Raw genomic sequence first — 24,544 nt, 5'->3', positions numbered from 1 at the left:
GGCTGCGACATGGCGCGGCTGACAGCCCGGTTCTGGATTGATGCCTATCTTGCGCGGTTGCGGGTGCATGACATTCCGGCGTTCATTGTTGCCCACGGTGATGACACAGCGGGAAGTATTCTCGTCAAGGTCAACAAGCTTGACGGGCAAGCGACCGTCTATCATCGAAGCTATAATCTGATGGAAGACACCCGGGAATGGTCCATTCTGGAGCAGGGTGATGATGTTGAGGTTGATGCGAGCGTCAATCGCCAGCGTGGTTTTGATCCCGATATCTGGGTGATTGAAGTGGAGGACCGGCAAGGGCGGCATTTGCTGGATCAGGCGGGTCTGGCGTAATGGAATGGCGTGACCAGGGGATTTTGCTGAGTTCCCGGCGTCACGGCGAAACCTCTGCAATCATCGAGGTTTTCACACCAGAGCATGGCCGTCATGCGGGCGTCGTACGCGGTGGCACCAGTCGAAAAATTGCGCCAATCCTGCAAGCGGGCGCGCAACTGGATCTCACCTGGAGGGCGCGTCTGGAAGATCACATAGGCAGTTTTCAGGTAGAGCCCGTCCGCAGCCGCGCAGCGATTGCGATGAACGACAGGCTGACCCTTGCCGGTCTGAACTCGGTGACGGCATTACTGGCCTTTTCACTGCCGGAAAGAGAACTGCATCGCCGCTTGTACCATCAGTCGGAGCAACTGCTTGATTTGTTGGAGCAGAGGTCTCTGTGGCCTTTGGCGTACCTGCGCTGGGAGGTGTCGCTTCTGGAGGACATGGGGTATGCGCTGGCTCTGGACAGATGCGCTGTCACAGGCCGTACCGAAGATCTGAGCTATGTGTCGCCAAAGACCGGACGTGCGGTGTCGCGCGATGCTGCAGGGGAATGGGTCACGCGCCTGTTGCCGTTACCGGATGTGTTGCGTGGGTTGGGGGACGCCGATGATACCGAGATCGCGAACGGGCTGATAACCACGGGCTACTTTCTCAAGGAGCATCTGGCCAAGGGATTGGGAAACAGGCCTCTTCCCGAAGCCCGCGACCGGTTTGTCGCTGCGTTCAAGCGCCAGATTTGAAGACCATCTGCGCGCCCTCCGGGGTCGAGAGAATGAGTGTATCGCCAAGGACCTCCGACAGCGTCATTTCCGATAATGCCGTAAAATAATCCGCTTCAAAATCCAAATCGGGGCAGGCTCGTCGGGTTGACGCTATGGGTCCTGCTTCGAACCACGGGTAAGGCACCGTCATCGCGGCTGAATAGCTGTTGCAGGGGCCTTCACCGGCGATCCGACCTTCTTCCGGAAAGGTCAGGGTTGCGATTTGATCAACTGTTTGTCCGTTTAACTCGACCAACTGCCAGGTTTTTCCTGCCGCGCCATAGGCAGAAACGGTTTCGTCGGGTCGGCAACCTGCCAGGGCGATCAGACTGATCAGCGCAGGAAAGATCATTTTCGGGTGGATCATTTCAACGCTAACACCAGATCGACCAGGGTTTCATATGCAGCCGCTGGATCGGAGCTCTCTCCGACCTGCGGCAAACCTGCCAAGGCTCCGAGGCAACACAGCGCAAAACCAGGGTTTTTCACGCCCAGATGCTGCAAAAGACTGGTGATATATCTCAATCGCTCCGCATCCACCTGCGCGACCGCTTCGGCGACTTCTGTGGATGTCCGCGCCCAAGCCCGAAGGGCCGAATCCTGGACATCGCCGAGAATGCGTGCCCCGAAATCGCGCAACCGTTCCTCCGCGTTTCCATTCTTTGCCAGCGCATCGGCCACCTGCATCAACGCCCGGGATTGCCAGTCCTTGAGAAGGGCGTGCTGGAACTCGGGGACATCCTTGAAGTGCCAGTAGAACGACCCCTTGGTCGCCCCCAGCGCGCGGGCCAAAGGTTCCGCCGCAAGGGCTACGGGGCCACTCGCGACCAAGGCTTCTAAACCGGCATCGATCCAGGATTGACGGGTGAGGCGCTGGTGTTTCATGCGCCAGCCATACGCAGCGACCCGGCATGCTGCAAGTGCGAAAGGATTGCGTGGGTGAAACGGGCAAAGAGTCACCGGTGCAGCGGGTTATTCAGGCGGTATTGCCCGATGTGCCAGCGGCCTGTTGTCTGTGCAGGTGCTTATCCCAGCAAGCGCCGAGCGATCACCTGAGCCTGAATCTCTGCCGCACCTTCGAAGATGTTCAGGATACGGGCGTCACACAGAACCCGGCTGATCTTGTACTCAAGCGCAAAACCATTGCCGCCGTGTATTTGCAGCCCGTTGTCGGCAGCGGCCCAGGCGACGCGGGCACCCAGTAGCTTCGCCATGCCAGCCTCGACGTCGCAGCGCCGTCCCTGATCCTTCTCAAAGGCTGAAAAGTAGGTCAACTGGCGGGCAATCATCAACTCAACAGCCATCATCGCCAGTTTTCCTGAGACGCGTGGGAACTCGATCAGCGATTTGCCAAACTGTTTGCGGTCCTGCGCGTATTGCATGGAGAGATCGAGTGCGGATTGCGCAACCCCGATGGCGCGTGCGGCGGTTTGGATGCGGGCGCTCTCAAAAGTCTCCATCAACTGTTTGAAGCCCTTGCCTTCCTCGCCGCCCAATAGGTTCTCACCCTTGACGTGGAAGTTGTCGAAGCCCAGTTCATACTCCTTCATGCCGCGATATCCGAGCACTTCGATTTCGCCGCCCGTCATGCCTTCGGTTGGAAAAGGAATCTTGTCGTCACCGGGCGTTTTTTCGGCCAGAAACATCGAAAGACCTTTGTAATCGGTCGTGTTCGGATCGGTTCTCGCCAGCAGGGTCATGACATGCGTGCGCGCTGCATGGGTGATCCAGGTCTTGTTGCCGGTAACGCGATAATCTTCCCCATCTTTGACCGCGCGTGTCCTCAGGCTGCCAAGATCCGACCCGGTGTTCGGCTCTGTAAACACCGCTGTGGGAAGCGTCTCAGCGGAGGCCAGCCGTGGCAACCACTTCTCTTTTTGAGCGTCAGTGCCGCCCGCGATAATCAACTCCGCAGCAATTTCAGATCTGGTGCCTAGGCTGCCGACGCCGATATATCCGCGCGAAAGCTCTTCGGAAACGACGCACATCGACGCTTTGGACAGCCCAAAGCCGCCGTATTCTTCGGGAATCGTGAGCCCGAACACACCCATTTCGGCCAGTTCTTCGATGACTTTCATTGGGATCAACTCATCATTGAGGTGCCAGTCATGTGCGAAGGGCTCAACCTTTTCCACCGCATAGCGGCGAAACTGGGCGCGGATCATTTCCAGCTCTTCGTCAAGACCTGAGGCGCCGACAGTCACGTCAGCGGAGTGTTCTTGCATGAGCTCGACAAGACGGGTGCGCGCGGCTTGCGTGTTTGCCCCTTGCGTCAGTGTCATGACAGCGGGTTCCATCAAAGCGCGCATATCCGATTGATCCAGGCCCAGATCTTGCAATCTCAGGATTTCACCCTGGTTCATCTGAATGCCGCCATAGATCTGCCAAAGGTACTCACCGAAGGCAATTTGATGCAGCAATTGTTCTGTCTCGCCAAACCGGCCCTGTTCCTGCAGCGAAACAGCCCATTTCTGCATTTGCCTGAGCGCCTGGGCGTAGGTGGCAAGCCATGCCAGACCATGAGCTGCAGTTTGATGTTGCTCAACCAGCGCACCGGAGACACGTCCGTCTTGCGAAACCAATGTCCTTACCCGATCTTTTGCTGTCTCAAGTATCGCGTCCACCGAAGGCAGTGCCGCTGACGTCAATTCGACAAGGTTCTCCAGTATCACAGCTGCGCGCATCGGTGATTGTCCATCGTGGGCCATGAGTCGCCTCCTTTTACGGTCGAAGCTGATGTAGTTACTTCGCAGGTGCAGCGCAACAAAAATACGTAAGAGTGCGTCAATTTGGAAATAAATTTCGCGACCAACTTCTGCGATACAGGCTTTTCAAGTTTCATGGCAGGTTGGCAACGGTGGATAGATTAGAGATTTACCTTTATGAAACGAAAAAACGCCGCTTTCGCGGCGTCTGATCAGTCACAGTTACTCATACAATTTATACTAGATTTGGTTTGCGTTGGGTGACGAATAGAGCTGCCACCCAACGCGCAGTCAGCCAGGGACTCAGCCTTGACGGGCGACAGTTACGCCTGAGACGTCCTCAATGAACGTCACAATGCGTGTCTTGATTGTATCGTCACGGATGGCAGCCAAGGCCGTGACAATTTCGAGACCCGGATCACGTCTGACGGATTTTTCCGCAGAAGTATCAAGGCCTTCGAAGAAATAAGACGTCGGAACGTCAAGGATTCGCGATAACTCGTAAAGACGGCTGGCGGCAATTCGATTGGATCCAATTTCATATTTTTGAATCTGTTGAAACGACAAATCCAATTCACGGGCAACGTCTGTCTGAGACAAACGACGCATCGTGCGGATCTGTTTTAATTTGCGACCAACGTGAACATCGACAGGATGGGACATAACTATTTAACACCTCTGGTTGTGACTGTCTTCACTCTTCACGGGAATCGCCGAATCGTTCAACTGAGTACCTTTTTCTTTTTTTTGATTAAAAATGTTCAGATGATGGGTGAAAAATGTTGCATTAGTGGGTGATTTATTTACCATCAGATTCTATGAACCGGATCGTGGACCCGTCAGTTACATCTGAAGCGGTGGGGAAACCCGTCGACTCTCATGGCTTGCTTCATGAGATGATACGCTCGTTCACGACGCTGGCCCGAACCCTCAACCTCAGTCACGCGGTGAAGGAGCTCGGAAGCACACGCCAAACCGTGCGCCGCCACATAAGCCAGTTGGAAGAAGCGAAGGGTGTTGCGCTGTTCTCGGTAGAGGACCGCCAGTACCGGTTGACGGAAGATGGGGAGCGTGCTCTCCCCGAAGCTTTGGATATTCTCGCAAGGGGGAATGCCTGGCTGAATAGGAATGTCAGCCATGTGCATGGGCTCCAGCTTTTCAGCACAACCCTGCCAAACGGCTGGTGTTTTTGGCAGCAGCAGCACTCCCTCAGCCGCATCTGGAATGCGCCCTCGTGCTTGATGCGCGAAACGCTTCGAAGTTGGGCCATGGCGGGCGGTGATATCGAATCACCTCACATGGAACATGTGCGCCCGTATCTGATTGTTTATCGTCACACGATCGCTGGATGGATATGCGTGGAGTTCGGCGAGCAGTCTTTTTTCGTAAAATGGTTTGGTTGGGCGAAAGCCCGTAGCAGCGTGGGGCGATCACTTGGTGGAATGCCGGGTGGTGATGACTTCAAACGCATGCTGGATCAGCCGTTCCATGAAGTCCAGACAACGCAAAGTATGCGCTTGGATCATGTATTTACACTTGTTCCGAGCGAATCTGACGGGTCTCTGAAACCCGTGAACTACCACCGTTTGATGCTAGGAGGACGATTCCCGGACGGCAGTCTGGCGCTTTATTCCCTGGTTGAGCCATCCGAAGATATTGAGATATTCGGGCTGGATCAGGGCAAAATTGTGCAACCTTCTGCCGATATTATGTTAAATTTCGATCCTGCTAACGCAAAATTCGAGCGTTAAGCACTTATTTAGGCTAGCCTTTGTCTGAGGATGCTCGGCAAAGGAGTTTTGGCATGACATTTCAAAGCATGAATGAGGGGGCACAATTCGTTGCCACCAGTCGTGATATTCTGCTTCAAAATCAAATTACGGTCACAATTGGAACAAACTTTTTTGAGTACCGAGACCTCCTGAAAGAAGAGCGCCCACAGCAGGTTTTAGGAGCGCCATTCGATCCTGAAGTGCACGATATGAACGCAGGAAATGCGTTCTGGTTGGTCGCGCATGATGTCGATGGTCTGCTCATGCACACGCAAGCGTCCCGGCTGATTGACCTCAAGCAAAAAACCCTCAGCGGCTACATGCTCAAAAAATTCAGGGAGTTCCCGCCCGCGATCCCTGACCTTGATCTGAAACGTTCAAGATACCGCGCCAGCCCTGGCGCAAATCGGATCACCGGCCATGTGGTTTATCATGGAGAAGTCTGGATGGGTGGATCGCCAGGTCAATACCGCGGCAGTGGTTTGTCGACGGTGCTCGCGCGTTATGGGCTTCATGAAGCGATGCGCAGATGGGACCCCGATTACATTTTTGGCTTCATGGCTCGTACAGTGGCCTACAAGGGCTTCGCCGAGCGTATGGGATATATGCACAACGAGCCCGGCGCTTTGCGGTGGTACCGAAAGGGCCAAGACACGCCTTTAGAGGGCTTTGTCAGCTATTTGAGCAATGAAGATACCCGCTATCTGCTCGAAATGCCGGTCGTTGACGTTGTCGATGTACCGCGACCCCATCCGAAGGCTGCCTGAAACGTCGATTGCCAATACTTGACGGCGGCGATTAGCTAATTGCCGCCGCGCGTACGTCGTCATCGATGAAAGGCAGATACTGTTCAAAGTTGTCGGAGAACATTTTGACCAATTTAGCAGCTTGACGGTCATAGCTATCTGGTTTGTCCCAGGTCCGGCGCGGGTCAAGAAGAATACTGGGCACACCTTTCACATCGACAGGCACATCAAATCCGAAATTAGGATCTTTGCGAAAAGTCGCATCCGCCAGCGAACCGTCGAGTGCGGCCGTCAGTAGTCCGCGCGTTGCCATGATGGGCATGCGACTGCCGGTTCCATAAGCGCCGCCGGTCCAGCCAGTATTCACCAGCCAGCAGGTCGCGCCGTGGGTTGCAATCTTTTCGCGCAGTAGGTTCCCATACACTTCCGGCCGTCGCGGCATGAAGGGAGCGCCGAAACAGGTCGAAAAGGTGGGTTCAGGCTCGGTCACACCCCGTTCCGTTCCCGCAACCTTTGACGTGAAACCGGACAAGAAGTGATACATGGCCTGCGCGGGCGTCAACCGGGAGATCGGCGGTAAAACCCCAAAGGCATCACATGTCAGCATGATGATGTTCTTGGGGTGCCCGCCGATCGCCGTGTTGGATGCGTTGGAAATGTAGTGCAACGGGTAGGCGCAGCGCATGTTCGCGGTCAGACTGTCGTCTTTGAAATCAAGCGCCTTGGTCTCTTCATCATAGACCATATTTTCGATGACAGTGCCGAATTTCTCCGTTGTCGCATAGATTTCTGGCTCCGCATCGGCGCTCAGGTTGATCGTCTTTGCATAGCACCCGCCTTCGAAGTTGAAGGTGCCGGTGTCTGACCAGCCGTGTTCGTCATCACCAATCAATGTGCGCGCGGGATCGGCGGACAGCGTGGTTTTCCCGGTGCCTGATAATCCGAAAAATACCGCTGTGTCGACGGGGTTTCCAGTCGCGTGATTTGCCGAACAATGCATTGGCATCACGCCTTTTTCCGGCAAAAGATAGTTCAGAAGCGTGAATACGGATTTCTTGTTCTCGCCTGCATATTCTGTACCGCCAATCAGAATGAGTTTCTTGTCGAAATTCATCGCGATCACCGTATCGGAACGGCAATCGTGTTTCTTTGGATCAGCCTTGAAGCTGGGGCAGTTGATGACTGTGAAGTCGGCAACGAATTCGTCGAGATCTTCGCGATCCGGACGGCGTAGCATGTGCCTGATGAATAGGCCATGCCATGCCATTTCTGTGACCATGCGCACATTAATTGCATGTTTGGCATCGGCACCGCCGATCAAATCCTGCACGAAGTAGTCGCGTTCCTTCATGTGTTCCAACATGTCAGCATGAAGGGCATCGAACCCCTTGGCACTCATAGAGGCATTGTTTTCCCACCAGATAGTGTCTGCGACAGTGGCGGTTTTGACCACATGCTTGTCCTTTGGGGAACGCCCGGTAAATTTTCCGGTTGTGACCAGGAAAGCGCCACCCTTGCCCAGGTTGCCTTCTCCTCGGTTCAGGGCCATTTGAATGAGGTCGGGCTCAATAAGATTATAATGGACAGTGCCCAAACCCCTGATCCCCTGATCTTCGAGTTTGAAATGTGGGTTCACCCGTCCATGTGTCATCCGCATGTCTCCTGTTGTGCGCATCCGAAACAGACGCATGGGCCTCTTAACATGACGTTTTTATTGTTGAACAGGAGGGAGCCCCGTAGTTAGCGCCACCATAGCAAACTTTATTTCCAGAGGCCTTTGAAGGTGCCGAAGTCCTGAGCAGGCTTGTTCTCGCTTCGGCATCAATGTGCGGCAATTTAGCCATTGGTAATCAAATTATGACCCAAATGTAGCGGAGTGCCGTGCTGATTCGCACTTAAGGATTGATTCGGAGGGCCAAAAAATGGTCAATTGCCCAAAAAATCAAAGAAACGAGCAGTACAAGGAAACGGGTAATGTCTAAGATAGCACTGGTGGACGACGACAGGAATATCCTGACGTCCGTATCCATGACGCTTGAGGCTGAGGGCTTTGAGGTCGAAACTTACAACGACGGGCAGGCCGCGCTTGACGCGTTCAACAAGAAGCTCCCTGACATGGCGGTTCTTGATATCAAGATGCCTCGCATGGATGGGATGGATTTACTTCAGCGTCTGCGCCAGAAAACCGCGATGCCGGTAATATTTCTAACCTCCAAAGATGATGAGATTGACGAAGTTCTGGGTCTTCGCATGGGGGCCGACGACTATGTCAAGAAGCCGTTTTCGCAGCGGCTGCTGGTCGAGCGTATCCGAGCACTGCTGCGCAGACAGGACGCCGTCGCCGGTGATGTCGTTGCCGATAGCGAAGAGACCAAGGTGATGGAACGCGGTGATCTGCGTATGGACCCATTGCGCCATGCAGTGAGCTGGAAGGGCAAAGATGTCTCGCTAACCGTTACCGAGTTCCTTTTGTTGCAGGCACTGGCCCAACGGCCTGGTTTTGTGAAGTCCAGAGACCAGCTGATGGATGTCGCCTACGATGATCAGGTTTATGTGGATGACCGGACAATTGACAGCCACATAAAACGCCTTCGCAAGAAGATGCGCACTGCGGATGATGAGTTCTCCGCGATTGAGACCCTCTACGGTATCGGTTACAGATATAACGAAGAATAACCAAAGAGATGGCTTTGGCCGAGAGGAACTTTGTGCGGGATATGACCCCTCCTCCATCCCAGGACGGCGATGTTGTCCTGGGCGAAGACTGGGTGGCGCCAGAAAGCACCGCCGGTAGCGAAATGCGCGCCTCCCGGGAGAGGCGCGGATTGATGGCGCTGCGTCGCTCTCCGCTGACGCGCAAGATCATCACTTTCAACTTGATTGCGATTTGCGTTCTCGTCGCGGGCATCTTGCAATTGAATTCGTCGCGCGACAGTTTAGCTCTTCAACGCGCTGCGTCGCTATTCGCAGAAGCGGAACTCATTGCTGATGTCATCGAGGTGCAATTGCCTGCCGGAGCGCCGGTCAATATGGCGACAGGGGACGGCCTTGATGTCAATGCGGCTCTGGACGGCTTGGATTTGCGAAACGGCGTTGAAGTATTCGTCTACGATCGGTCAGAAGTTTTGGTTGCCAACGTCGAAGGGCAGTTGGCACTGAATGAAACGGTCGGCGGGCTTGCCGGAAAAACCTATCTGACAGATGGCTTGAGCTGGCTCTGGGTAACAATTTCGGCACCTTTTGCCGATCCCAAACCTAATGACAAGACACCGCTGAGCGAGAAGATCAAACCGTTGGTCAATAGTAGTCTGACAGAAGGCACGCAAATCCGTTCTGAGTTGGATGATGCCGGTGCTGCGCTTTTGACCGTGGTGACGCCGATCTTGCAGAACGGTCAGGCGATTGGTGCGGTCGCTGTGGCGACTGCTGCTGGCGAAATCGACAACTTTGTACGAGCCCAACGAGAACGGGTTCTGCAAATCTTTGTCATTGGTGCCTTGGTGTCCGTTGGTTTGAGTCTGGTTCTGGCTTCCACGATCGCCAACCCCTTGGCGGATCTTTCGGCGGCTGCGGAACTCGGGCGCGACAAAAACGCACGGAAAATGAATCCAGGGCGCATCCGTATCCCCGATCTGACAGCACGGCCGGACGAAATCGGGCGATTGAGCGGGGCGCTTCGCGGAATGATCTCGGCGCTCTACAACCGCATCGATGGAAATGAACAGTTTGCCGCAGACGTGGCTCATGAGATTAAAAACCCCTTGGCGTCTCTTCGATCAGCCGTTGGAACGTTGAGGATGGTTAAACGGGATGATCAGCGCGAAAAGCTTCTGGATGTCATTGATCACGATGTGCGCCGTCTGGACCGTCTCGTGAGTGATATATCCAATGCATCCAGGTTGGACAGCGAATTGGTCAAGGAAGAAGAAGAGCCATTTGATGTACTGACGACACTATCGAACCTCGGTCAATATCTTGGCGAAGACGCTAGATCTAAGGGTATTGAGTTCATCACAGATTTACCAGAATCTGCGATTGTCGTTCATGGACTTGAAGCGCGGCTTGCTCAGGTATTTGTCAATTTGATCACGAATGCGATCTCCTTTTGCGAGGATGGCGATGCTATCCGCATATGGGCACGCACCAAGGCGAACAGGGTGCTGATCGTAGTTGAGGACACGGGCCCAGGTATCCCGGATCAGGCGTTGGCCAAAATATTCAAGCGCTTCTATTCGCAACGCCCTGACGAGCATTTTGGCAACAACTCGGGGCTTGGATTGGCGATCTCCAAGCAAATCGTAGAGGCACATGGTGGCGTTATCTGGGCAGAGAATATCCGCCCTACGGAGGCAGACATAACATCGGATCCTCTGGGTGCACGATTTGTCGTTGGCTTGCCAATTTGATCCGTGACCCAGGGCCCAACGCCTCCCTTTGATCCCCTGGAACAGACTTTGTTGCACGCCAGTTGTGTGGCTCTTCGAGGCCGCGCGGTTCTGATCCAAGGTGAATCTGGTTCAGGTAAATCCGGTCTTGCACTTGAGCTGATGGCCTATGGCGCAGAATTGGTTTCAGATGATCAGACGGTACTGTTGGAGCTTGACGGTGCGCTTTGGGCCACTGCGCCAGCATCGATAAAGGGGCTGATCGAGTCGCGCGGCGTCGGTATCCTGACTGCAAAAAGCTGCGGTTCAGCCGAAGTCGTCTTGGCTGTTGATATGGATGTCGAAGAACAAAGGCGTTTACCGCACCCAAACGAGAAAACAATTGCGGGTGTTAGAGTACCTGTTCTTCACAAAGTTGATACGCGCTATTTTCCGGCGGCAGTTTTGCAATACCTAAAGGTAGGCAGAAGAGACCCGCAATGATTGATCATGAACCTGCAGCACGCCGTATTGTGTTTGTTACCGGTCCTTCGGGAGCGGGACGGTCCAGCGCGCTTAATGTTCTTGAAGATGCGGGGTTCGAAACTGTTGATAACTTGCCGTTGCGTCTTTTGCCTGCGCTGCTTGAGGACGAGGCGCAGGACCGACCGCTTGCGCTGGGTATTGATCCACGGAACCGTCATTTTGCGACAACGCGCGTGTTGGATCTGTTAGGTCAGGTATCTGGCATATCGGGTCTTGCCCCCGAGCTTTTGTTTTTGGACTGCAGCACCGAAGTATTGTTGCGACGGTACTCTGAGACGCGCCGTAGACATCCCCTGGCGCTTGATGATCGTCCCTCGGATGGGATTGTGCGTGAGTTGGAGATGCTTGGCCCGCTGCGTGCACGCGCGGACGTGCTGATTGATACAAGTGAACTGAATGTTCATCAACTTAGGTCAGAATTGGAGCAATGGTTTGCACCGGGCGGATACCGGCGTTTGACGGTATCAGTTCAGTCTTTTTCTTACAAACGTGGTCTGCCTCGAAGCGTGGATATGGTATTTGACTGTCGCTTTCTAACGAACCCCTATTGGGTTCCGGAACTGCGTGGATTGAACGGAACCAACAAGGCAGTCGAATCTCATGTGCTGGCAGATCCCAAATTCAGCCAGTTCGAAGAAAAGGTATTGGATTTGAGCCTTTTGCTGCTGCCTGCTTATCGCGATGAGGGAAAATCACACCTGTCGATCGCCTTTGGGTGTACGGGTGGTCAACATCGGTCGGTGGTAATGGCTCAAAGGCATGCTTTGCGCCTTGCGGAGAGCGGATGGCAGGTGTCAATTAGGCATCGCGAGTTGGACCTACGCAAAAGAGAAGAGGCTTAAGCGGTGATCGGTATCGTTATTGTCGCACATGGCGGGTTGGCCAAGGAGTATTTGGCCGCCGTTGAGCATGTCGTCGGCAAGCAAACCGGTATCCGGGCTATTTCAATCGATGCCGACCACAATAGGGCTGCCAAGGAGCAGGAAATCTGTACAGCGGCGAATGACGTGGACAACGGCAAAGGCGTCGTGCTTGTCACCGATTTATATGGTGGTTCCCCATCCAACCTCAGCCTTTTAGCATGCCAACCCGGGAATAGACGAATTCTATATGGTGCAAACTTGCCGATGCTTATTAAGCTGGCGAAATGTCGGCACAAACCCGTACCAGAAGCTGTACGACTGGCACTTGAGGCGGGAAAAAAATACATCGACAGCCAGAATGTGAGTCGAGAGCAGGAAAGCCAAGCCAGACCATGACGGAATGCACACTCAAGATCGTAAATGAAAAAGGGCTTCACGCCCGCGCTTCGGCGAAGCTGGTTGAGGTTGTCGAAGCATTTGATGCAACGGCGGAGGTGTCCAAAGATGGCCAGTCCGCATCTGGCGACAGCATTATGGGACTTTTAATGTTGGCAGCGTCCAAGGGAAGTTATATTGACATACGGACCTCCGGCAATGATGCCGACGCATTGGCAGAAGCCCTGACGACTCTTGTGGCGGATATGTTTGGCGAAGGTCAGTAACAACCGCGCGTTTTCAAAAGCGCCCAACAGGATTGCAGGTCTTGGCAGATAGTACGCAAGACATCAAGGCGGCCACACCGGTCATGGAGACGGTCGATTTCGAGAAATACGACCGGCGCAGCCTGTCCTATGCTTCGACCTTTGGCGATCCCAAAAAAGCGGCGATCATCCGCGTTATTGAAGCCTTTACTGGCAAGCTGACCATCCTGCGCCTTGTACGCAAATTTGAAAAACGCGGCGCCCCTCAGGGACAGGCGTTTTGGCGGGCCGCTTTGGATGTCATGGGGATCGATCTGCAAACTCCGCAGAACCAGCTGGACCGCATTCCAAAGGAAGGGCCGTTGATCGTCGTGTCGAACCATCCTCATGGCATGGTCGACGGTATGATTTTTGCGGATCTTATCGGGCGGGTGCGCCCTGACTACCGAATATTGACCCGCTCCCTGCTGACCGTGATCGATGAGGTCGCAGGATCATACATGATCGCAGTGCCGTTCCCGCATGATCCAGATGCGCAGCGCAAAGGCGTCGAGATGCGGGCCAAGGCCATGGAGCATCTCAAGAACGGCGGTGTCGTTGCCTTGTTTCCATCGGGCGGCGTTGCGGCGTCTGAAACATACTTCGGGCCCGCGGTTGAAGGCGAGTGGAATGTCTTTACCGCAAAGCTGATCCGACGATCCGGGGCCACCGTGCTGCCAATCAAGTTCCCCGGCCAGAATTCCAGAGCCTACCAGATTGCCAACAAATTGTCGCCGATGCTGCGACAAGGATTGCTGCTCCACGAGATCGTTCACTCACTGAACAAGCCGCAGGCACCTATCGTGGGGCACCCGTTGACCCAAGAGGAGTTGCGCAAATGGGATGATGATCCGCGTGGCTTCATGGCCTGGCTGCGAGATCATACACTGTCTCTAAAGGACTAGCGCCGCGATCAGCGGGTTGGGACGGGGACCTCCCCGCGATAGTCGTAGAATCCCCGCAGTGTTTTGCGTCCCAACCATCCCGCTTCGACGTATTTTGTCAAAAGAGGGCAGGGGCGGTACTTGGTGTCGGCTAGGCCGTCATGCAGCACGTTCATGATGGCCAGACACGTATCCAATCCAATGAAATCCGCGAGTTCCAGCGGCCCCATCGGGTGATTGGCACCGAGCTTCATGGAGCTGTCGATCGATTGCACGCTGCCGACGCCCTCGTAGAGCGTATAGACGGCCTCATTGATCATGGGCATCAGGATGCGGTTCACGATAAAGGCGGGAAAATCTTCAGCTGATGCGGCGGTTTTGCCGAGGCGATCCACAACGACCTTGCAAGCCGAATAGGTTTCCTCGTCCGTGGCGATGCCACGGATCAGTTCTACCAGCTGCATGACCGGCACGGGGTTCATAAAATGGAAGCCCATGAATTTTTCGGGACGATCGGTACGGCTGGCAAGGCGGGTGATTGAGATCGAAGAGGTGTTGGATGTCAGGATCGTATGTGGTTGCAGATGGGGAACGAGATCCTCGAAGATGGCCTGTTTTACGGTCTCCCTTTCGGTCGCCGCTTCAATGATCAGATCCGTTTGTCCCAATTCTGTCAAAACCTGCGTTGTCGTCACGCGTTCGAGCGCATTGGCCTGATCGTCGTCCGTAATTTTGCCCCGGCTGACCTGACGCGCCATGTTGCTTTTCATCTGGTCCATTGCCGTATTGAGCGCGTCCTGGCTTATGTCATTCAACAGGACATCGTATCCCGCAAGAGACATCACATGGGCAATTCCATTGCCCATCTGCCCGGCGCCTACAATCCCGATTTTCTTGATTTCCATGCGCTGCCCCTTTGCGAATTCGCTGCACTCTACGGTGTCACAAGGGGGCGCCGCAAGGCCAAGTGCCCGTTAAAATATGGTTCAAATTCGGCGTTTAAGGGAATGTAAGGAAGCGGTGTGCATGGTGTTTGGCGGGTGATTCAGGAAAGGTGGGTTTTATGACCTATGACGTACTGGGAGCGGGGGCTCTCGATTACGCGCCATGCAGATATGGCAATTCAAAATTATTGTTCCGTGGGCCGGAGCGGCGCTTGGACGCGCCGTATGTCGCTTTCCTCGGAGGAACATCGACATATGGAAAGTTCATCAAGACGCCATACCCGGCGCTTGTCGAAAGCGATCTTGGCGTAAATTGCGTCAACTTTGGAATTTGCAATGCCGGGGTCGATGTCTTGTTGAACGACGGTTTCATTACCGACACTTGCAATGGTGCCGCAGCGACGGTCGTGCAGATCGTCGGCGCGCAAAACCTGTCAAACCGTTTTTATACGGTGCATCCTCGGCGCAATGACCGATTTGTCACCGCATCGAGGTTGTTGAAATCGATTTATCCGGAAGTTGATTTCGCGGAATTTCATTTCAACAAACATATGTTGAGCTGTCTTTATGAGGTTTCAACGGAACGCTTTGCCACCGTGCGTGACGAGCTTCAAAATGCTTGGATCGCACGCATGAAACTGTTGATCAAACGCATTCAAGGTAAGGTGGTTCTCGTCTGGTTTGCAGATCACGCGCCGCTGAATAGTGAGCCTGTTGGATTGAATCCGGCGAAAGCTCGGTCACCGCTTTTTGTTACGCGGCAGATGATGGACGAGCTTGCCTTGACGGCATCGGATGTCATCGAAGTTGTTGCCACGCCTGAAGCTATGGCCGCAGGCACAGACGGCATGGTTTTCAGCCAGATGGAGGCAATGGCCGCCGCCGAGATGCTTGGCCCCAAGGCCCATGGTGAGGTTGCGATGAAGCTAAGTAAATCATTGCATCAATTGGTATAAAAAAAGCCGCGCTGCAGGGGCGCGGCTTCTTTTGGTTTTCAAGATAGTATCAGTCGAGCTTTTCGATCAACTCAGGCACAGCAGAGAAGAGATCAGCAACCAAACCATAGTCGGCGACCTGGAAAATTGGTGCTTCTTCGTCTTTGTTGATCGCAACGATGATCTTGGAATCCTTCATGCCTGCAAGGTGCTGGATCGCACCTGAGATACCCACTGCGACATAGAGGTCAGGGGCGACCACTTTGCCGGTTTGCCCCACTTGCCAGTCATTCGGTGCATAGCCGGAATCGACCGCCGCGCGTGACGCGCCGACAGCGGCCCCGAGCTTGTCGGCCAGCTTCTCGATCAATGCGAAGTCATCTTCGGACCCAACACCACGACCACCTGAAACAACGACACCGGCCGATGTCAGTTCAGGGCGATCCGAGGCGGCAACCTTGTCTTCGACCCACTCGCTCAGGCCGGGGTTATCTGCAGCGGAAATGCTCTCAACCGCAGCCAAGCCGCCTTCACTTGCCGCGTCGAACGTGGACGTCCGGAAGGTCACAACCTTTTTTGCGTCAGTTGATTTGACGGTTTGGACAGCGTTTCCTGCGTAGATCGGACGCTCGAAGGTATCGCCATCAACCACGCCGGAGGCATCGGAGATTACCATCACATCGAGCAGGGCGGCCACGCGGGGCATCACGTTCTTCGCATCTGTCGTGGCGGGCGCAACGATATGTTCGTAGTCGCCTGACAAAGATACGATCAGCGCCGCGGTTGATTCCGCGAGACGGTGGCCAAGGGATGCATCCTCAGCAACCAGCACTTTGCTGACCCCGTCGATCTTGGCAGCGGCATCACCTGCGGCAGCGGCGGATCCGCCCGCGGCCAAAACGGTCACATCGCCCAGCATCTTCGCGGCAGTCACAGCTTTCGCCGTGGCATCCATCGCCAATTCGCCATCGGTTACTTCTGCAAGGAGTAAAACAGCCATTATACAGCCCCCGCTTCTTTGAGTTTCGATACCAGCTCGTCAACGGAGCCGACCTTGATGCCAGCCGCGCGGGCTTCGGGTTCAACGGTATTTACGATCTCCAGACGCGGGCTTACATCGACGCCGTAATCAGCGGCGGTTTTCTCGTCCAGCGGCTTTTTCTTGGCTTTCATGATGTTGGGCAGGGATGCATAGCGAGGCTCGTTCAGACGCAGGTCCACTGTAACAACCGTTGGCATGGTTACTTTGATGGTCTGCATGCCGCCATCTACTTCGCGGCTGACCACCGCATGGTCGCCTTCAATGGCCACTTCGGAGGCAAAGGTTGCCTGGCTCCAGCCCATAAGCGCGCTGAGCATCTGGCCGGTCGCGTTCATGTCGTTGTCGATCGCCTGCTTGCCGCAGAGAACGAGGCCGGGCTGTTCTTCGTCGACAATAGCCTTGAGGATTTTCGCGACGCTCAGTGGCTCGATGTCTTGATGGACGTCGTCTGCCGCGACAACCAGAATGGCGCGGTCGGCACCCATCGCGAGAGCTGTGCGCAATGTTTCCTGGCTTTGCTTGACGCCAATGGATACAACCACAACTTCATCTGCCTGACCTGCCTCTTTGAGGCGGATGGCCTGCTCGACGGAAATCTCATCGAACGGGTTCATCGACATTTTCACATTGGCAAGATCAACACCCGATCCGTCCGCTTTAACACGCACTTTCACGTTGTAGTCGATCACGCGTTTGACAGGTACCAGAACCTTCATTTGCGTCTCTCTCCTTGGATTGGCGACTCACACCACGTGCAAGCCTCTTGTTTTCTGAGGTGTGGTTTAACCAAGCTCGTGGGCATGAAACAGTGTAAAATCGTCACGCCCGGTCGCAGGAACGCCGCGTTTTTAACTATTTCCACAGTTTGAGGCGAAAATTTCCGATAGGATGCATGAATTAGTTTGGCCTTCGGGACCGCGTGATCATCGGGCTTGCATTCATCTGTTGGCACCAGGCACCCAGAGCACGTCATCCCTTCCACCATTGTTTGCCATGCGGGCGGCAACGAAAAACCAGTCACTGAGCCTGTTCAGATATTTGACCGCTTGCGCATTGATTGCCTCCATCGTCGCCAACTCAACGCACAACCGTTCAGCCCTTCGCGAAACGGTCCGACAGATGTGCAGATGTGCAGAAAGAGCGGAACCACCCGGCAGGATAAAGCTGCGCAGCGGATCAAGTTCTGCGTTCATCGCATCGATCTCGGTTTCGAGGCGCAGAACCTGTGCTTCGATCATCCGCAGTGGCGGATACTCAGCTTCTGCATCCTGCTCCATGTCCGGTCGGCACAGGTCCGCGCCGAGGTCGAAGAGATCATTCTGGATGCGGCTCAATGCGGCGTCAATTTCACCGGATGTTTCGAGCCGGGCGACGCCGACAAACGAATTCAGCTCGTCCGATGTGCCGTATGCTGTGACGCGCAGGGCGTGTTTTGCTACGCGGGTGCCATTTCCCAGGGCCGTCTCGCCTGCGTCGCCGGTTTTTGTGTAAATCTTGTTCAGGACTACCATTGAGCATCAGCCTCCTTTCTGACGGAGAAAAACGTAAAGTACGATCAGGCACACGGCCACAAACTGGGCCGCAATGCGATATCGCATCAACTTGTTGGAGTTCTTCTTGTTGAAGGCACCACCACCGGCAAAGCCGCCAAGACCCAGCATCAAGACGATGACGACCGCAATACAGGCCAGCACGATCAGTACAAATAGGGGATCACCCACGGTATTCATCCTTTTGTTTCTCCGTCGCACATGTAGAGGGGCAGCGGCAAAAAGCGAACCGCTTTTCTGCCCTGAACAGGCAGATCAGCTTTTGGCGAGTACCCAATCCAACGCACGCGTTGGTAAAATCCGACGCAAAGCCGCCATGATATATGTGGGGGTCGTGACAAAATATCGCGGACGGGGCTTGGCTGCCTCAAGTGCGTGGATGAGCTTTTTCACTACGGCCTCTGGCGGCAATTCGAACCTGTCCGGCCCTCTGCTCTCGTAAAGGCGCTTGTTGAGTCCGGTTTCATAGTCCGAGCGTCGCGCGGAATTCTTCCAGTCAATCCAGCGTTCGAAATGGGGAATGGCGTTTTCCCTAATCTTGGAGGTCACGGGGCCGGGCTCGATCAATATGACATGAATGCCCGTATCGCGCATTTCGATCCGTAGCGTATCAGTGAGGCCTTCCAGCGCGTATTTGGTCGCGTTGTAAGCGCCGCGCCAGGGCAATGTGATAAAACCGAGCACGGATGAGCACTGGACAATGCGGCCGTGTCCCTGTTTGCGCATGATGGGGATCACGGCGCGCGTCATGTGGTGCCATCCAAAGAAATTTGCCTCAAATATCTCGCGAAGCGCCTCAGTTGGCAAATCCTCGACTGCGCCCGGGGTGCCATGCGCCCCATTATTGAAGAGCGCGTCGAGTGTCCCACCCGTTTGACTCAAAACCTGGTCGAGTGCGGCCTCAATGCTCGCCCGATCCGTGTAGTCCAAGAGTGGACTGTCAAAGCCCTCGCCGATCAGGCGATCGCAATCGTGTTGCTTTTTGCAGGCTGCAAAGACTTGCCAGCCATTGGCTCTCAGGCCAATTGCCGCAGCATAACCGATCCCCGAAGAGCAACCAGTAATGAGGATTGATTTTTTGTGCATCTGCCTCTCCGCAAGTGTTGCCAGATCATTGGCGTCACACTTGGCGAAGCGCAACCTTATCCTTTGCTCAGCAGAAAGTCGGCAACCCAGCCTTCGGGACCCCCTGCCACAGGGCGCAGTTTCACCCATCCGGTGCCGTCGTCCCGCAGTACCTCGACCTGGGTATCACGATCCAAGCGGGTAACGACCCCGTAGTTGGTGCCGGGCCCGCCGCGCATATTCACGGCGGTCGCATTTACCAGACGGATATCTTGCGGTGTGGTCACTGCCGATGATGAGGCCTGGGAAGAAGAGCCGGAGAAAATAATACTGGGCAAAACGGTGGCCACTTCTGCGTCCTCACCAAAGCCCACAGGGGTGATGTCGAATTGCTCCACAGAGGGTGCAAATGGTTGCGGCGTAGGCTCTGGTTCAGCTTCGGTAGCTGCCGCCGGTTCGTCGGTGAGCACCTCTTCCAGTGACGTCAGATTCAACGCCACGCGCGTTACAGAAGGTTCACCTGCTTCGTCAGATGGAACGGTTGCCTGGGCTGTTGTGATGCGAGGTAATTCAGCAGTTTCGATCGTTCCAGATCTTGCCAGTATTGCCGCATCTCTCGCGGCAGCCGCATCGAAGTCCGACCCTCCGCTCATTTCGTAAAATGCGAGTCCCAGAAAGCCAAAAGATAACAAAATGAATCGCTTCATCGTAAAAAACCCTCGTTACATGCACAAACCATAGCACAGTTTGATATGCGATGAACGCATAACTCCCGCTCTTGGTTTCCGGGAGGGGAAAATTTCGAACGAAGCTCCAATTCCCCCAATGATGCGGCTCGGCCACAGGCGCTGGCTCTTCGCTGGACGTTATCGTGCTTGTTCGAGGCGAAACACGCGGTTAAACAGCATCAATGGTTGACGATATCGATACCCCCGACATGCCCTCGTCTGACGTTTCCGAACCTCTGCGCCGTGCGCTGGGGGAACGGTACCTGACCTATGCGCTCAGCACGATCATGCACCGCGCCCTGCCTGATGCACGTGACGGATTGAAGCCCGTCCACCGGCGCATTCTTTACGCCATGCGGGAGTTGCGGCTCAATTCCACCGGGGGGTTTCGCAAGTCCGCAAAGATTTCCGGCGATGTGATGGGCAACTATCACCCGCACGGTGATGCCGCCATTTACGATGCTATGGCGCGGCTGGCGCAAGATTTCAACGTCCGTTACCCGCTGGTCGATGGTCAGGGCAATTTCGGCAATATCGACGGTGATAATCCGGCCGCCAGCCGTTACACCGAGGCGCGCATGACCGCTGTGGCCGAGGCGCTGCTAGAAGGCCTCAACGAAAATGCCGTCGATTTTCGCGAAAACTACGACGGGACTCTGACCGAGCCGGTGGTTCTGCCCGCGCAGTTCCCGAATCTTTTGGCCAATGGGTCCAGCGGGATCGCTGTGGGCATGGCGACCAATATCCCGCCGCACAATATCGCCGAGCTTTGTGACGCCTGTATTCATCTGATCAAGACGCCAGACGCGCGGGATGACACGCTTCTGAACTACGTGCCGGGGCCGGATTTTCCGACAGGCGGCGTGATCGTCGAGCCGCCGGAAAATATCGCAACTGCCTATCGGACCGGGCGTGGATCCTTCCGTTTACGCTGCCGCTGGGAGGTTGAAGACCTTGGCCGGGGGCAATGGCAGATTGTTATCACCGAGATTCCCTATCAGGTTCAGAAATCCAAGCTGATCGAAAAGATCGCTGAGCTGATTCAGACCAAAAAAATTCCGATCCTGGGGGATGTGCGTGACGAATCTGCCGAAGACGTGCGGATGATCATCGAACCACGATCCCGAACCGTCGATCCGGAGGTGCTGATGGGCATGTTGTTTCGGAATTGTGATCTGGAGGTGCGGTTTTCGCTCAACATGAATGTGTTGATTGATGGGCTGACACCAAAAGTCTGTTCGATGAAGGAAGTGCTGCGCGCCTTTCTAGATCACCGGCAGGAAGTCTTGATCCGTCGGTCCACGCACCGAATGGAGAAAATCGACCATCGGCTGGAAGTGTTGGAAGGCTTCATCGTAGCGTTTCTCAACCTTGATCGCGTGATCGACATCATCCGCTATGATGATGACCCCAAAGCTGCCTTGATGCGCGAAGATTGGGGAAAGACACACGTTCGTGCGACGGACGAAAAGGACTATATGTCGCCAGCGGCGGGCGAAGGCGAATTGAGTGAGGTGCAGGCTGAGGCGATCCTCAACATGCGCCTGCGGTCTTTGCGCCGCCTCGAAGAGATGGAACTTCTGCGCGAACAATCTCAGTTGATGGAAGAGCGCGCCCAACTTGAGGATTTGCTCGAAAACCCGCAGTTGCAGTGGGACAGCATCACGACCCAGTTGCGCGAGACGAAAAAGCAGTTCGGCAAAGACTATGAAGGTGGCGCGCGTCGAACCAGTTTTGCCGAAGGGGCGGTCATAGAGGATGTGCCGATCGAGGCTATGATCGACCGTGAACCCATCACCGTTGTGTGCTCTCAGATGGGATGGGTACGGGCGATGACCGGACATATTGATCTGAACCGCGAGCTGAAATTCAAGGATGGCGACGGCCCGCGTTTCATCTTCCACGCTGAGACGACCGACAGGCTTTTGGTCTTCGGTTCGAACGGACGTTTCTACACCGTTTCTGCCACCAACCTGCCCGGTGGGCGCGGCATGGGTGAACCCCTCAGACTTATGGTCGATTTGCCCAATGAAGCGGAAATCGTCACGATCCTGACTCATGAAGCGGGGCGCAAACTCTTGGTGGCCTCCAGTGCGGGCGACGGATTTATCGTGCCGGAAGATGACGTTGTGGCGCAAACCCGCAGCGGCAAACAGGTGTTGAACGTCCGTGGCGAGACCCGTGCGCTCGTCTGCAAACCAACGCAAGGTGACAGTGTGGCGGTGGTTGGTGAAAACCGCAAAGTTCTGGTGTTCAACCTTGATGAGTTGCCTGAGATGGGGCGGGGCAAGGGCGTTCGTCTTCAGAAATATAAAGACGGTGGCCTTTCTGATGCGACAACCTTCAGCGGGCGCGAGGGGTTAAGTTGGCTTGACCCGGCGGGACGTACGCGTACTGAAACGGAATTGGCGGAGTGGACAGGCAAACGCGCAAGCGCCGGGCGTATGGCGCCAAGGGGTTTCCCGCGGGACAATAAATTTACGTGACAGGCCTGTCCTGCGCGACAGAGCAACCAACCATACCCGTCGCAGACAGGCAGAAAGAGCGACAGATAAGCGCCGCAATTCACCATGGATTGTGTGCAAGCGGTACATCGGATAGGCAGGAAACCAATATAAAAAAGCCGATAGGTGGGAAATGAAGAGGCAAGCAGCGCTGTTGATCGGTGCCATGGCGGTAACGGCATGTACCGGGGCGAGAGATTTGGACACGCCCCCTGTGCCACTGGGCAATTTCAGTCTTGGACACAATGTGGTTGTCGCCACAAAGGCAGAAACCACGGCGACCATCGGCCGCGAGGTTTCCAAGGAACAGCTCACCGAAGCGCTCACCAACGCCATCGCAGAACGGTTTGACCGTTACGAGGGCGCGAAAAGCTATCATTTCGGTGTCAGCGTCGAAGGTTATGTTCTGGCCAAGGCGGGTGTTCCGGTGGTTCTGGCTCCGAAATCCGGAATGATAATTCGGCTAACGGTCTGGGACGATTCGCAAGGTAAGAAATTGAATGAGGAGCCGGTCCAACTGACCGTTCTGGAAAAATTGGACGGCGCCAGCATCGTTGGAACTGGCTGGACCCAGACCAAGGAAACTCAGCTGGAAAACCTGTCGCGCAATGCCGCCCAGGCCATCGAAGACTACCTGGTAAAGCAGAATGCAGAGCTGGGCTGGTTTGACGGCGATCCCACGCTTTCTGCCGAAGCGGTTGACCTGCCCGATGAGCCGGACGCTGCATCGGCCACGCAATGACACGCTGCTGAACGTCGCGCTTGATTTTCTTTGCTGATCGCAATACATCGCGCGCCAGAGAAGGACCGGGTCACCGTTGACCCCAATGCAAGCAAAAGGGCGCCTCCACCATGGCAAAGGCAAAGTTTGAACGTACGAAACCGCACGTAAACATCGGCACGATTGGTCACGTTGACCACGGCAAGACGACGTTGACGGCTGCGATCACGAAGTATTTTGGCGATTTTCAGGCCTATGACCAGATTGATGGCGCGCCGGAAGAGAAAGCCCGCGGGATCACCATTTCCACAGCGCACGTGGAATATGAAACCGACGCGCGTCACTACGCACACGTCGACTGCCCCGGCCACGCGGACTATGTGAAAAATATGATCACCGGTGCGGCGCAGATGGACGGCGCGATCCTGGTTGTGAACGCAGCTGACGGCCCGATGCCCCAGACCCGCGAGCACATCCTGCTCGGCCGTCAGGTGGGCATTCCTTACATGGTTGTCTTCATGAACAAGGTCGACCAGGTGGACGACGAAGAGCTGCTGGAACTGGTGGAAATGGAAATCCGCGAGCTGCTGAGCTCTTACGAGTATCCCGGCGACGATATTCCGATCATCGCGGGCTCGGCCCTGGCGGCGATGGAAGGCAACAACCCGGAGATTGGCGAAGCGAAGATTCGCGAATTGATGGCAGCGGTTGACGAATACATCCCGACACCGGCGCGCGCGGTTGACCAGCCGTTCCTGATGCCTGTGGAAGACGTGTTCTCGATTTCCGGTCGCGGTACCGTTGTGACCGGCCGTGTCGAGCGTGGCGTGATCAACGTGGGCGACGAGATCGAAATCGTCGGCATCCGCGACACCAAGAAAACCACCTGTACGGGTGTTGAAATGTTCCGCAAACTGCTGGATCGCGGTGAAGCGGGTGACAACATCGGCGCCCTGCTGCGCGGTATCGATCGTGAAGGTGTGGAACGCGGCCAAGTGCTCTGCAAGCCGGGTTCCGTGACGCCGCACACCAAGTTCGAAGCCGAAGCCTACATCCTGACCAAGGATGAGGGTGGCCGTCACACGCCGTTCTTCGCGAACTATCGTCCGCAGTTCTACTTCCGTACGACGGATGTGACGGGCACGGTTCAGCTGAACGAAGGCACCGAGATGGTGATGCCGGGCGACAACGTGTCTTTCGGCGTTGAACTGATCGCACCGATTGCCATGGAAAACGGCCTGCGCTTCGCCATCCGCGAAGGCGGCCGCACCGTCGGCGCCGGCGTCGTCAGCAAAATTACGGAATAAATCGCGTCGCGATATTTTACCGCCATGCAGAAAGGCCGCCGATCTTCGATCAGCGGCCTTTTTATAATATGAGGTACTCGTTACTCTACAAATGTCCCTGGGT

At 55.1% G+C, this 24,544-nt stretch carries 27 protein-coding genes; 15 read left to right on the top strand and 12 right to left on the bottom strand.

Annotation, left to right across the window (positions count from 1 at the left end; all coding sequences use genetic code 11):
* Nucleotides 1-9: 9 nt before the first annotated feature.
* Entirely contained in the window at nucleotides 10-339 is a 330-nt protein-coding gene (locus ACOTTU_RS11490) for a DUF1491 family protein (protein WP_425658105.1), read from the top strand.
* Nucleotides 339-1,064 carry a DNA repair protein RecO gene (recO, locus tag ACOTTU_RS11485; RefSeq protein ID WP_425658103.1) on the top strand — a complete coding sequence of 242 codons (726 nt, stop codon included), beginning with the start codon at nucleotides 339-341 and terminating at the stop codon, nucleotides 1,062-1,064. The genes ACOTTU_RS11490 and recO overlap by 1 nt, the downstream gene beginning before the upstream one ends.
* On the opposite strand, the gene ACOTTU_RS11480 is transcribed toward recO, so the two are convergent.
* From ACOTTU_RS11480 to ACOTTU_RS11465, 4 genes are all read right to left on the bottom strand, one after another.
* Complete coding sequence (locus ACOTTU_RS11480; RefSeq protein WP_425658101.1) at nucleotides 1,048-1,452, bottom strand: META domain-containing protein; 405 nt, start codon at nucleotides 1,450-1,452, stop codon at nucleotides 1,048-1,050. The two genes, recO and ACOTTU_RS11480, sit on opposite strands and share 17 nt — an antisense overlap.
* The gene (locus tag ACOTTU_RS11475) at nucleotides 1,449-1,970 is read right to left on the bottom strand and encodes a TetR/AcrR family transcriptional regulator (protein WP_425658099.1); all 522 of its coding nucleotides are present in this window, start codon (nucleotides 1,968-1,970) and stop codon (nucleotides 1,449-1,451) included. The genes ACOTTU_RS11480 and ACOTTU_RS11475 overlap by 4 nt, the downstream gene beginning before the upstream one ends.
* Nucleotides 1,971-2,110: 140 nt before the next feature.
* Nucleotides 2,111-3,793: an acyl-CoA dehydrogenase family protein gene (locus ACOTTU_RS11470; RefSeq protein WP_425658097.1), complete on the bottom strand. Its 1,683-nt coding sequence runs from the start codon at nucleotides 3,791-3,793 to the stop codon at nucleotides 2,111-2,113.
* 300 nt (nucleotides 3,794-4,093) lie between these two features.
* Complete coding sequence (locus ACOTTU_RS11465; protein ID WP_298919346.1) at nucleotides 4,094-4,453, bottom strand: helix-turn-helix domain-containing protein; 360 nt, start codon at nucleotides 4,451-4,453, stop codon at nucleotides 4,094-4,096.
* Nucleotides 4,454-4,608: 155 nt separating this feature from the next.
* Here ACOTTU_RS11465 and ACOTTU_RS11460 point away from each other — a divergent pair, with 155 nt between their 5' ends.
* Both ACOTTU_RS11460 and ACOTTU_RS11455 read left to right on the top strand, forming a co-directional pair.
* A complete protein-coding gene (locus ACOTTU_RS11460) occupies nucleotides 4,609-5,541 on the top strand; it encodes a helix-turn-helix domain-containing protein (protein ID WP_298919345.1) in 933 nt (310 codons plus the stop codon).
* Nucleotides 5,542-5,594: 53 nt separating this feature from the next.
* Entirely contained in the window at nucleotides 5,595-6,329 is a 735-nt protein-coding gene (locus ACOTTU_RS11455) for a hypothetical protein (RefSeq protein WP_425658095.1), read from the top strand.
* 31 nt (nucleotides 6,330-6,360) lie between these two features.
* Here the strand turns inward: ACOTTU_RS11455 and ACOTTU_RS11450 are convergent, their stop codons facing one another.
* Nucleotides 6,361-7,959, bottom strand: a complete 1,599-nt coding sequence (locus tag ACOTTU_RS11450) for a phosphoenolpyruvate carboxykinase (RefSeq protein ID WP_425658093.1) — start codon at nucleotides 7,957-7,959, stop codon at nucleotides 6,361-6,363.
* Nucleotides 7,960-8,282: 323 nt separating this feature from the next.
* Here ACOTTU_RS11450 and ACOTTU_RS11445 point away from each other — a divergent pair, with 323 nt between their 5' ends.
* From ACOTTU_RS11445 to ACOTTU_RS11415, 7 genes are all read left to right on the top strand, one after another.
* On the top strand, nucleotides 8,283-8,984 hold the full coding sequence (locus ACOTTU_RS11445; RefSeq protein WP_195819692.1) for a response regulator transcription factor: 702 nt from the start codon (nucleotides 8,283-8,285) through the stop codon (nucleotides 8,982-8,984).
* 41 nt (nucleotides 8,985-9,025) lie between these two features.
* Nucleotides 9,026-10,714, top strand: a complete 1,689-nt coding sequence (locus tag ACOTTU_RS11440) for a sensor N-terminal transmembrane domain-containing protein (protein WP_425658091.1) — start codon at nucleotides 9,026-9,028, stop codon at nucleotides 10,712-10,714.
* Between the two features lie 48 nt (nucleotides 10,715-10,762).
* The gene (locus ACOTTU_RS11435; protein WP_425658089.1) at nucleotides 10,763-11,176 is read left to right on the top strand and encodes an HPr kinase/phosphorylase; all 414 of its coding nucleotides are present in this window, start codon (nucleotides 10,763-10,765) and stop codon (nucleotides 11,174-11,176) included.
* Complete coding sequence (gene rapZ, locus ACOTTU_RS11430; protein WP_425658087.1) at nucleotides 11,173-12,060, top strand: RNase adapter RapZ; 888 nt, start codon at nucleotides 11,173-11,175, stop codon at nucleotides 12,058-12,060. The genes ACOTTU_RS11435 and rapZ overlap by 4 nt, the downstream gene beginning before the upstream one ends.
* A 3-nt stretch (nucleotides 12,061-12,063) precedes the next feature.
* Nucleotides 12,064-12,477 carry a PTS sugar transporter subunit IIA gene (locus tag ACOTTU_RS11425; RefSeq protein WP_298919336.1) on the top strand — a complete coding sequence of 138 codons (414 nt, stop codon included), beginning with the start codon at nucleotides 12,064-12,066 and terminating at the stop codon, nucleotides 12,475-12,477.
* A complete protein-coding gene (locus ACOTTU_RS11420; RefSeq protein WP_298919335.1) occupies nucleotides 12,474-12,743 on the top strand; it encodes an HPr family phosphocarrier protein in 270 nt (89 codons plus the stop codon). The genes ACOTTU_RS11425 and ACOTTU_RS11420 overlap by 4 nt, the downstream gene beginning before the upstream one ends.
* An 83-nt stretch (nucleotides 12,744-12,826) precedes the next feature.
* Nucleotides 12,827-13,666, top strand: a complete 840-nt coding sequence (locus ACOTTU_RS11415; RefSeq protein ID WP_298919644.1) for a lysophospholipid acyltransferase family protein — start codon at nucleotides 12,827-12,829, stop codon at nucleotides 13,664-13,666.
* An 8-nt stretch (nucleotides 13,667-13,674) separates the two neighbouring features.
* Here the strand turns inward: ACOTTU_RS11415 and ACOTTU_RS11410 are convergent, their stop codons facing one another.
* On the bottom strand, nucleotides 13,675-14,550 hold the full coding sequence (locus ACOTTU_RS11410) for a 3-hydroxybutyryl-CoA dehydrogenase (protein ID WP_425658085.1): 876 nt from the start codon (nucleotides 14,548-14,550) through the stop codon (nucleotides 13,675-13,677).
* 158 nt (nucleotides 14,551-14,708) lie between these two features.
* Between ACOTTU_RS11410 and ACOTTU_RS11405 the strand changes: the two genes are divergently transcribed.
* The gene (locus ACOTTU_RS11405; RefSeq protein WP_425658083.1) at nucleotides 14,709-15,545 is read left to right on the top strand and encodes a DUF6473 family protein; all 837 of its coding nucleotides are present in this window, start codon (nucleotides 14,709-14,711) and stop codon (nucleotides 15,543-15,545) included.
* 49 nt (nucleotides 15,546-15,594) lie between these two features.
* Here the strand turns inward: ACOTTU_RS11405 and ACOTTU_RS11400 are convergent, their stop codons facing one another.
* The 6 genes from ACOTTU_RS11400 to ACOTTU_RS11375 form a co-directional block, all read right to left on the bottom strand.
* Complete coding sequence (locus ACOTTU_RS11400; RefSeq protein ID WP_425658082.1) at nucleotides 15,595-16,524, bottom strand: electron transfer flavoprotein subunit alpha/FixB family protein; 930 nt, start codon at nucleotides 16,522-16,524, stop codon at nucleotides 15,595-15,597.
* Nucleotides 16,524-17,282: an electron transfer flavoprotein subunit beta/FixA family protein gene (locus tag ACOTTU_RS11395; RefSeq protein WP_298919327.1), complete on the bottom strand. Its 759-nt coding sequence runs from the start codon at nucleotides 17,280-17,282 to the stop codon at nucleotides 16,524-16,526. Before ACOTTU_RS11395 ends, ACOTTU_RS11400 begins: the two co-directional genes overlap by 1 nt.
* 222 nt (nucleotides 17,283-17,504) lie before the next feature.
* Nucleotides 17,505-18,077 carry a cob(I)yrinic acid a,c-diamide adenosyltransferase gene (locus ACOTTU_RS11390; RefSeq protein WP_425658080.1) on the bottom strand — a complete coding sequence of 191 codons (573 nt, stop codon included), beginning with the start codon at nucleotides 18,075-18,077 and terminating at the stop codon, nucleotides 17,505-17,507.
* A gap of 6 nt (nucleotides 18,078-18,083) precedes the next feature.
* Nucleotides 18,084-18,296, bottom strand: a complete 213-nt coding sequence (locus tag ACOTTU_RS11385) for a twin transmembrane helix small protein (RefSeq protein ID WP_298919323.1) — start codon at nucleotides 18,294-18,296, stop codon at nucleotides 18,084-18,086.
* Between the two features lie 75 nt (nucleotides 18,297-18,371).
* Nucleotides 18,372-19,202: an SDR family oxidoreductase gene (locus tag ACOTTU_RS11380; protein ID WP_425658079.1), complete on the bottom strand. Its 831-nt coding sequence runs from the start codon at nucleotides 19,200-19,202 to the stop codon at nucleotides 18,372-18,374.
* A 56-nt stretch (nucleotides 19,203-19,258) separates the two neighbouring features.
* A complete protein-coding gene (locus ACOTTU_RS11375; RefSeq protein ID WP_425658077.1) occupies nucleotides 19,259-19,888 on the bottom strand; it encodes an SH3 domain-containing protein in 630 nt (209 codons plus the stop codon).
* Between the two features lie 203 nt (nucleotides 19,889-20,091).
* Between ACOTTU_RS11375 and parC the strand changes: the two genes are divergently transcribed.
* The 3 genes from parC (at nucleotide 20,092) to tuf (ending at nucleotide 24,441) form a co-directional block, all read left to right on the top strand.
* On the top strand, nucleotides 20,092-22,395 hold the full coding sequence (parC, locus tag ACOTTU_RS11370) for a DNA topoisomerase IV subunit A (protein ID WP_425658075.1): 2,304 nt from the start codon (nucleotides 20,092-20,094) through the stop codon (nucleotides 22,393-22,395).
* A 151-nt stretch (nucleotides 22,396-22,546) separates the two neighbouring features.
* Complete coding sequence (locus ACOTTU_RS11365) at nucleotides 22,547-23,155, top strand: hypothetical protein (RefSeq protein WP_425658073.1); 609 nt, start codon at nucleotides 22,547-22,549, stop codon at nucleotides 23,153-23,155.
* 110 nt (nucleotides 23,156-23,265) lie between these two features.
* The gene (tuf, locus tag ACOTTU_RS11360) at nucleotides 23,266-24,441 is read left to right on the top strand and encodes an elongation factor Tu (protein WP_298919286.1); all 1,176 of its coding nucleotides are present in this window, start codon (nucleotides 23,266-23,268) and stop codon (nucleotides 24,439-24,441) included.
* Nucleotides 24,442-24,544 lie beyond the last annotated feature (103 nt).

The organism is Roseobacter sp. EG26 (assembly GCF_049830555.1).
Taxonomy (GTDB): Bacteria; Pseudomonadota; Alphaproteobacteria; order Rhodobacterales; family Rhodobacteraceae; genus Roseobacter.
The sequence above is the reverse complement of the archived record's forward strand: the minus strand, read 5'-3'. Positions and strand labels throughout refer to the sequence as shown.

Bases quoted from the DNA above. Each gene is read 5' to 3' on its own strand.
- ACOTTU_RS11385 (WP_298919323.1), bottom strand. From the start codon at position 18,296: ATGAATACCGTGGGTGATCCCCTATTTGTACTGATCGTGCTGGCCTGT.
- ACOTTU_RS11420 (WP_298919335.1), top strand. From the start codon at position 12,474: ATGACGGAATGCACACTCAAGATCGTAAATGAAAAAGGGCTTCACGCC.
- tuf (WP_298919286.1), top strand. From the start codon at position 23,266: ATGGCAAAGGCAAAGTTTGAACGTACGAAACCGCACGTAAACATCGGC.
- ACOTTU_RS11400 (WP_425658082.1), bottom strand. From the start codon at position 16,524: ATGGCTGTTTTACTCCTTGCAGAAGTAACCGATGGCGAATTGGCGATG.
- ACOTTU_RS11470 (WP_425658097.1), bottom strand. From the start codon at position 3,793: ATGGCCCACGATGGACAATCACCGATGCGCGCAGCTGTGATACTGGAG.
- recO (WP_425658103.1), top strand. From the start codon at position 339: ATGGAATGGCGTGACCAGGGGATTTTGCTGAGTTCCCGGCGTCACGGC.
- ACOTTU_RS11375 (WP_425658077.1), bottom strand. From the start codon at position 19,888: ATGAAGCGATTCATTTTGTTATCTTTTGGCTTTCTGGGACTCGCATTT.
- ACOTTU_RS11410 (WP_425658085.1), bottom strand. From the start codon at position 14,550: ATGGAAATCAAGAAAATCGGGATTGTAGGCGCCGGGCAGATGGGCAAT.
- ACOTTU_RS11465 (WP_298919346.1), bottom strand. From the start codon at position 4,453: ATGTCCCATCCTGTCGATGTTCACGTTGGTCGCAAATTAAAACAGATC.
- ACOTTU_RS11365 (WP_425658073.1), top strand. From the start codon at position 22,547: ATGAAGAGGCAAGCAGCGCTGTTGATCGGTGCCATGGCGGTAACGGCA.
- ACOTTU_RS11415 (WP_298919644.1), top strand. From the start codon at position 12,827: ATGGAGACGGTCGATTTCGAGAAATACGACCGGCGCAGCCTGTCCTAT.
- rapZ (WP_425658087.1), top strand. From the start codon at position 11,173: ATGATTGATCATGAACCTGCAGCACGCCGTATTGTGTTTGTTACCGGT.
- ACOTTU_RS11445 (WP_195819692.1), top strand. From the start codon at position 8,283: ATGTCTAAGATAGCACTGGTGGACGACGACAGGAATATCCTGACGTCC.
- ACOTTU_RS11460 (WP_298919345.1), top strand. From the start codon at position 4,609: ATGAACCGGATCGTGGACCCGTCAGTTACATCTGAAGCGGTGGGGAAA.
- ACOTTU_RS11380 (WP_425658079.1), bottom strand. From the start codon at position 19,202: ATGCACAAAAAATCAATCCTCATTACTGGTTGCTCTTCGGGGATCGGT.
- ACOTTU_RS11450 (WP_425658093.1), bottom strand. From the start codon at position 7,959: ATGACACATGGACGGGTGAACCCACATTTCAAACTCGAAGATCAGGGG.
- ACOTTU_RS11405 (WP_425658083.1), top strand. From the start codon at position 14,709: ATGACCTATGACGTACTGGGAGCGGGGGCTCTCGATTACGCGCCATGC.
- parC (WP_425658075.1), top strand. From the start codon at position 20,092: ATGGTTGACGATATCGATACCCCCGACATGCCCTCGTCTGACGTTTCC.
- ACOTTU_RS11475 (WP_425658099.1), bottom strand. From the start codon at position 1,970: ATGAAACACCAGCGCCTCACCCGTCAATCCTGGATCGATGCCGGTTTA.
- ACOTTU_RS11480 (WP_425658101.1), bottom strand. From the start codon at position 1,452: ATGATCCACCCGAAAATGATCTTTCCTGCGCTGATCAGTCTGATCGCC.
- ACOTTU_RS11440 (WP_425658091.1), top strand. From the start codon at position 9,026: ATGACCCCTCCTCCATCCCAGGACGGCGATGTTGTCCTGGGCGAAGAC.
- ACOTTU_RS11395 (WP_298919327.1), bottom strand. From the start codon at position 17,282: ATGAAGGTTCTGGTACCTGTCAAACGCGTGATCGACTACAACGTGAAA.
- ACOTTU_RS11390 (WP_425658080.1), bottom strand. From the start codon at position 18,077: ATGGTAGTCCTGAACAAGATTTACACAAAAACCGGCGACGCAGGCGAG.
- ACOTTU_RS11490 (WP_425658105.1), top strand. From the start codon at position 10: ATGGCGCGGCTGACAGCCCGGTTCTGGATTGATGCCTATCTTGCGCGG.
- ACOTTU_RS11455 (WP_425658095.1), top strand. From the start codon at position 5,595: ATGACATTTCAAAGCATGAATGAGGGGGCACAATTCGTTGCCACCAGT.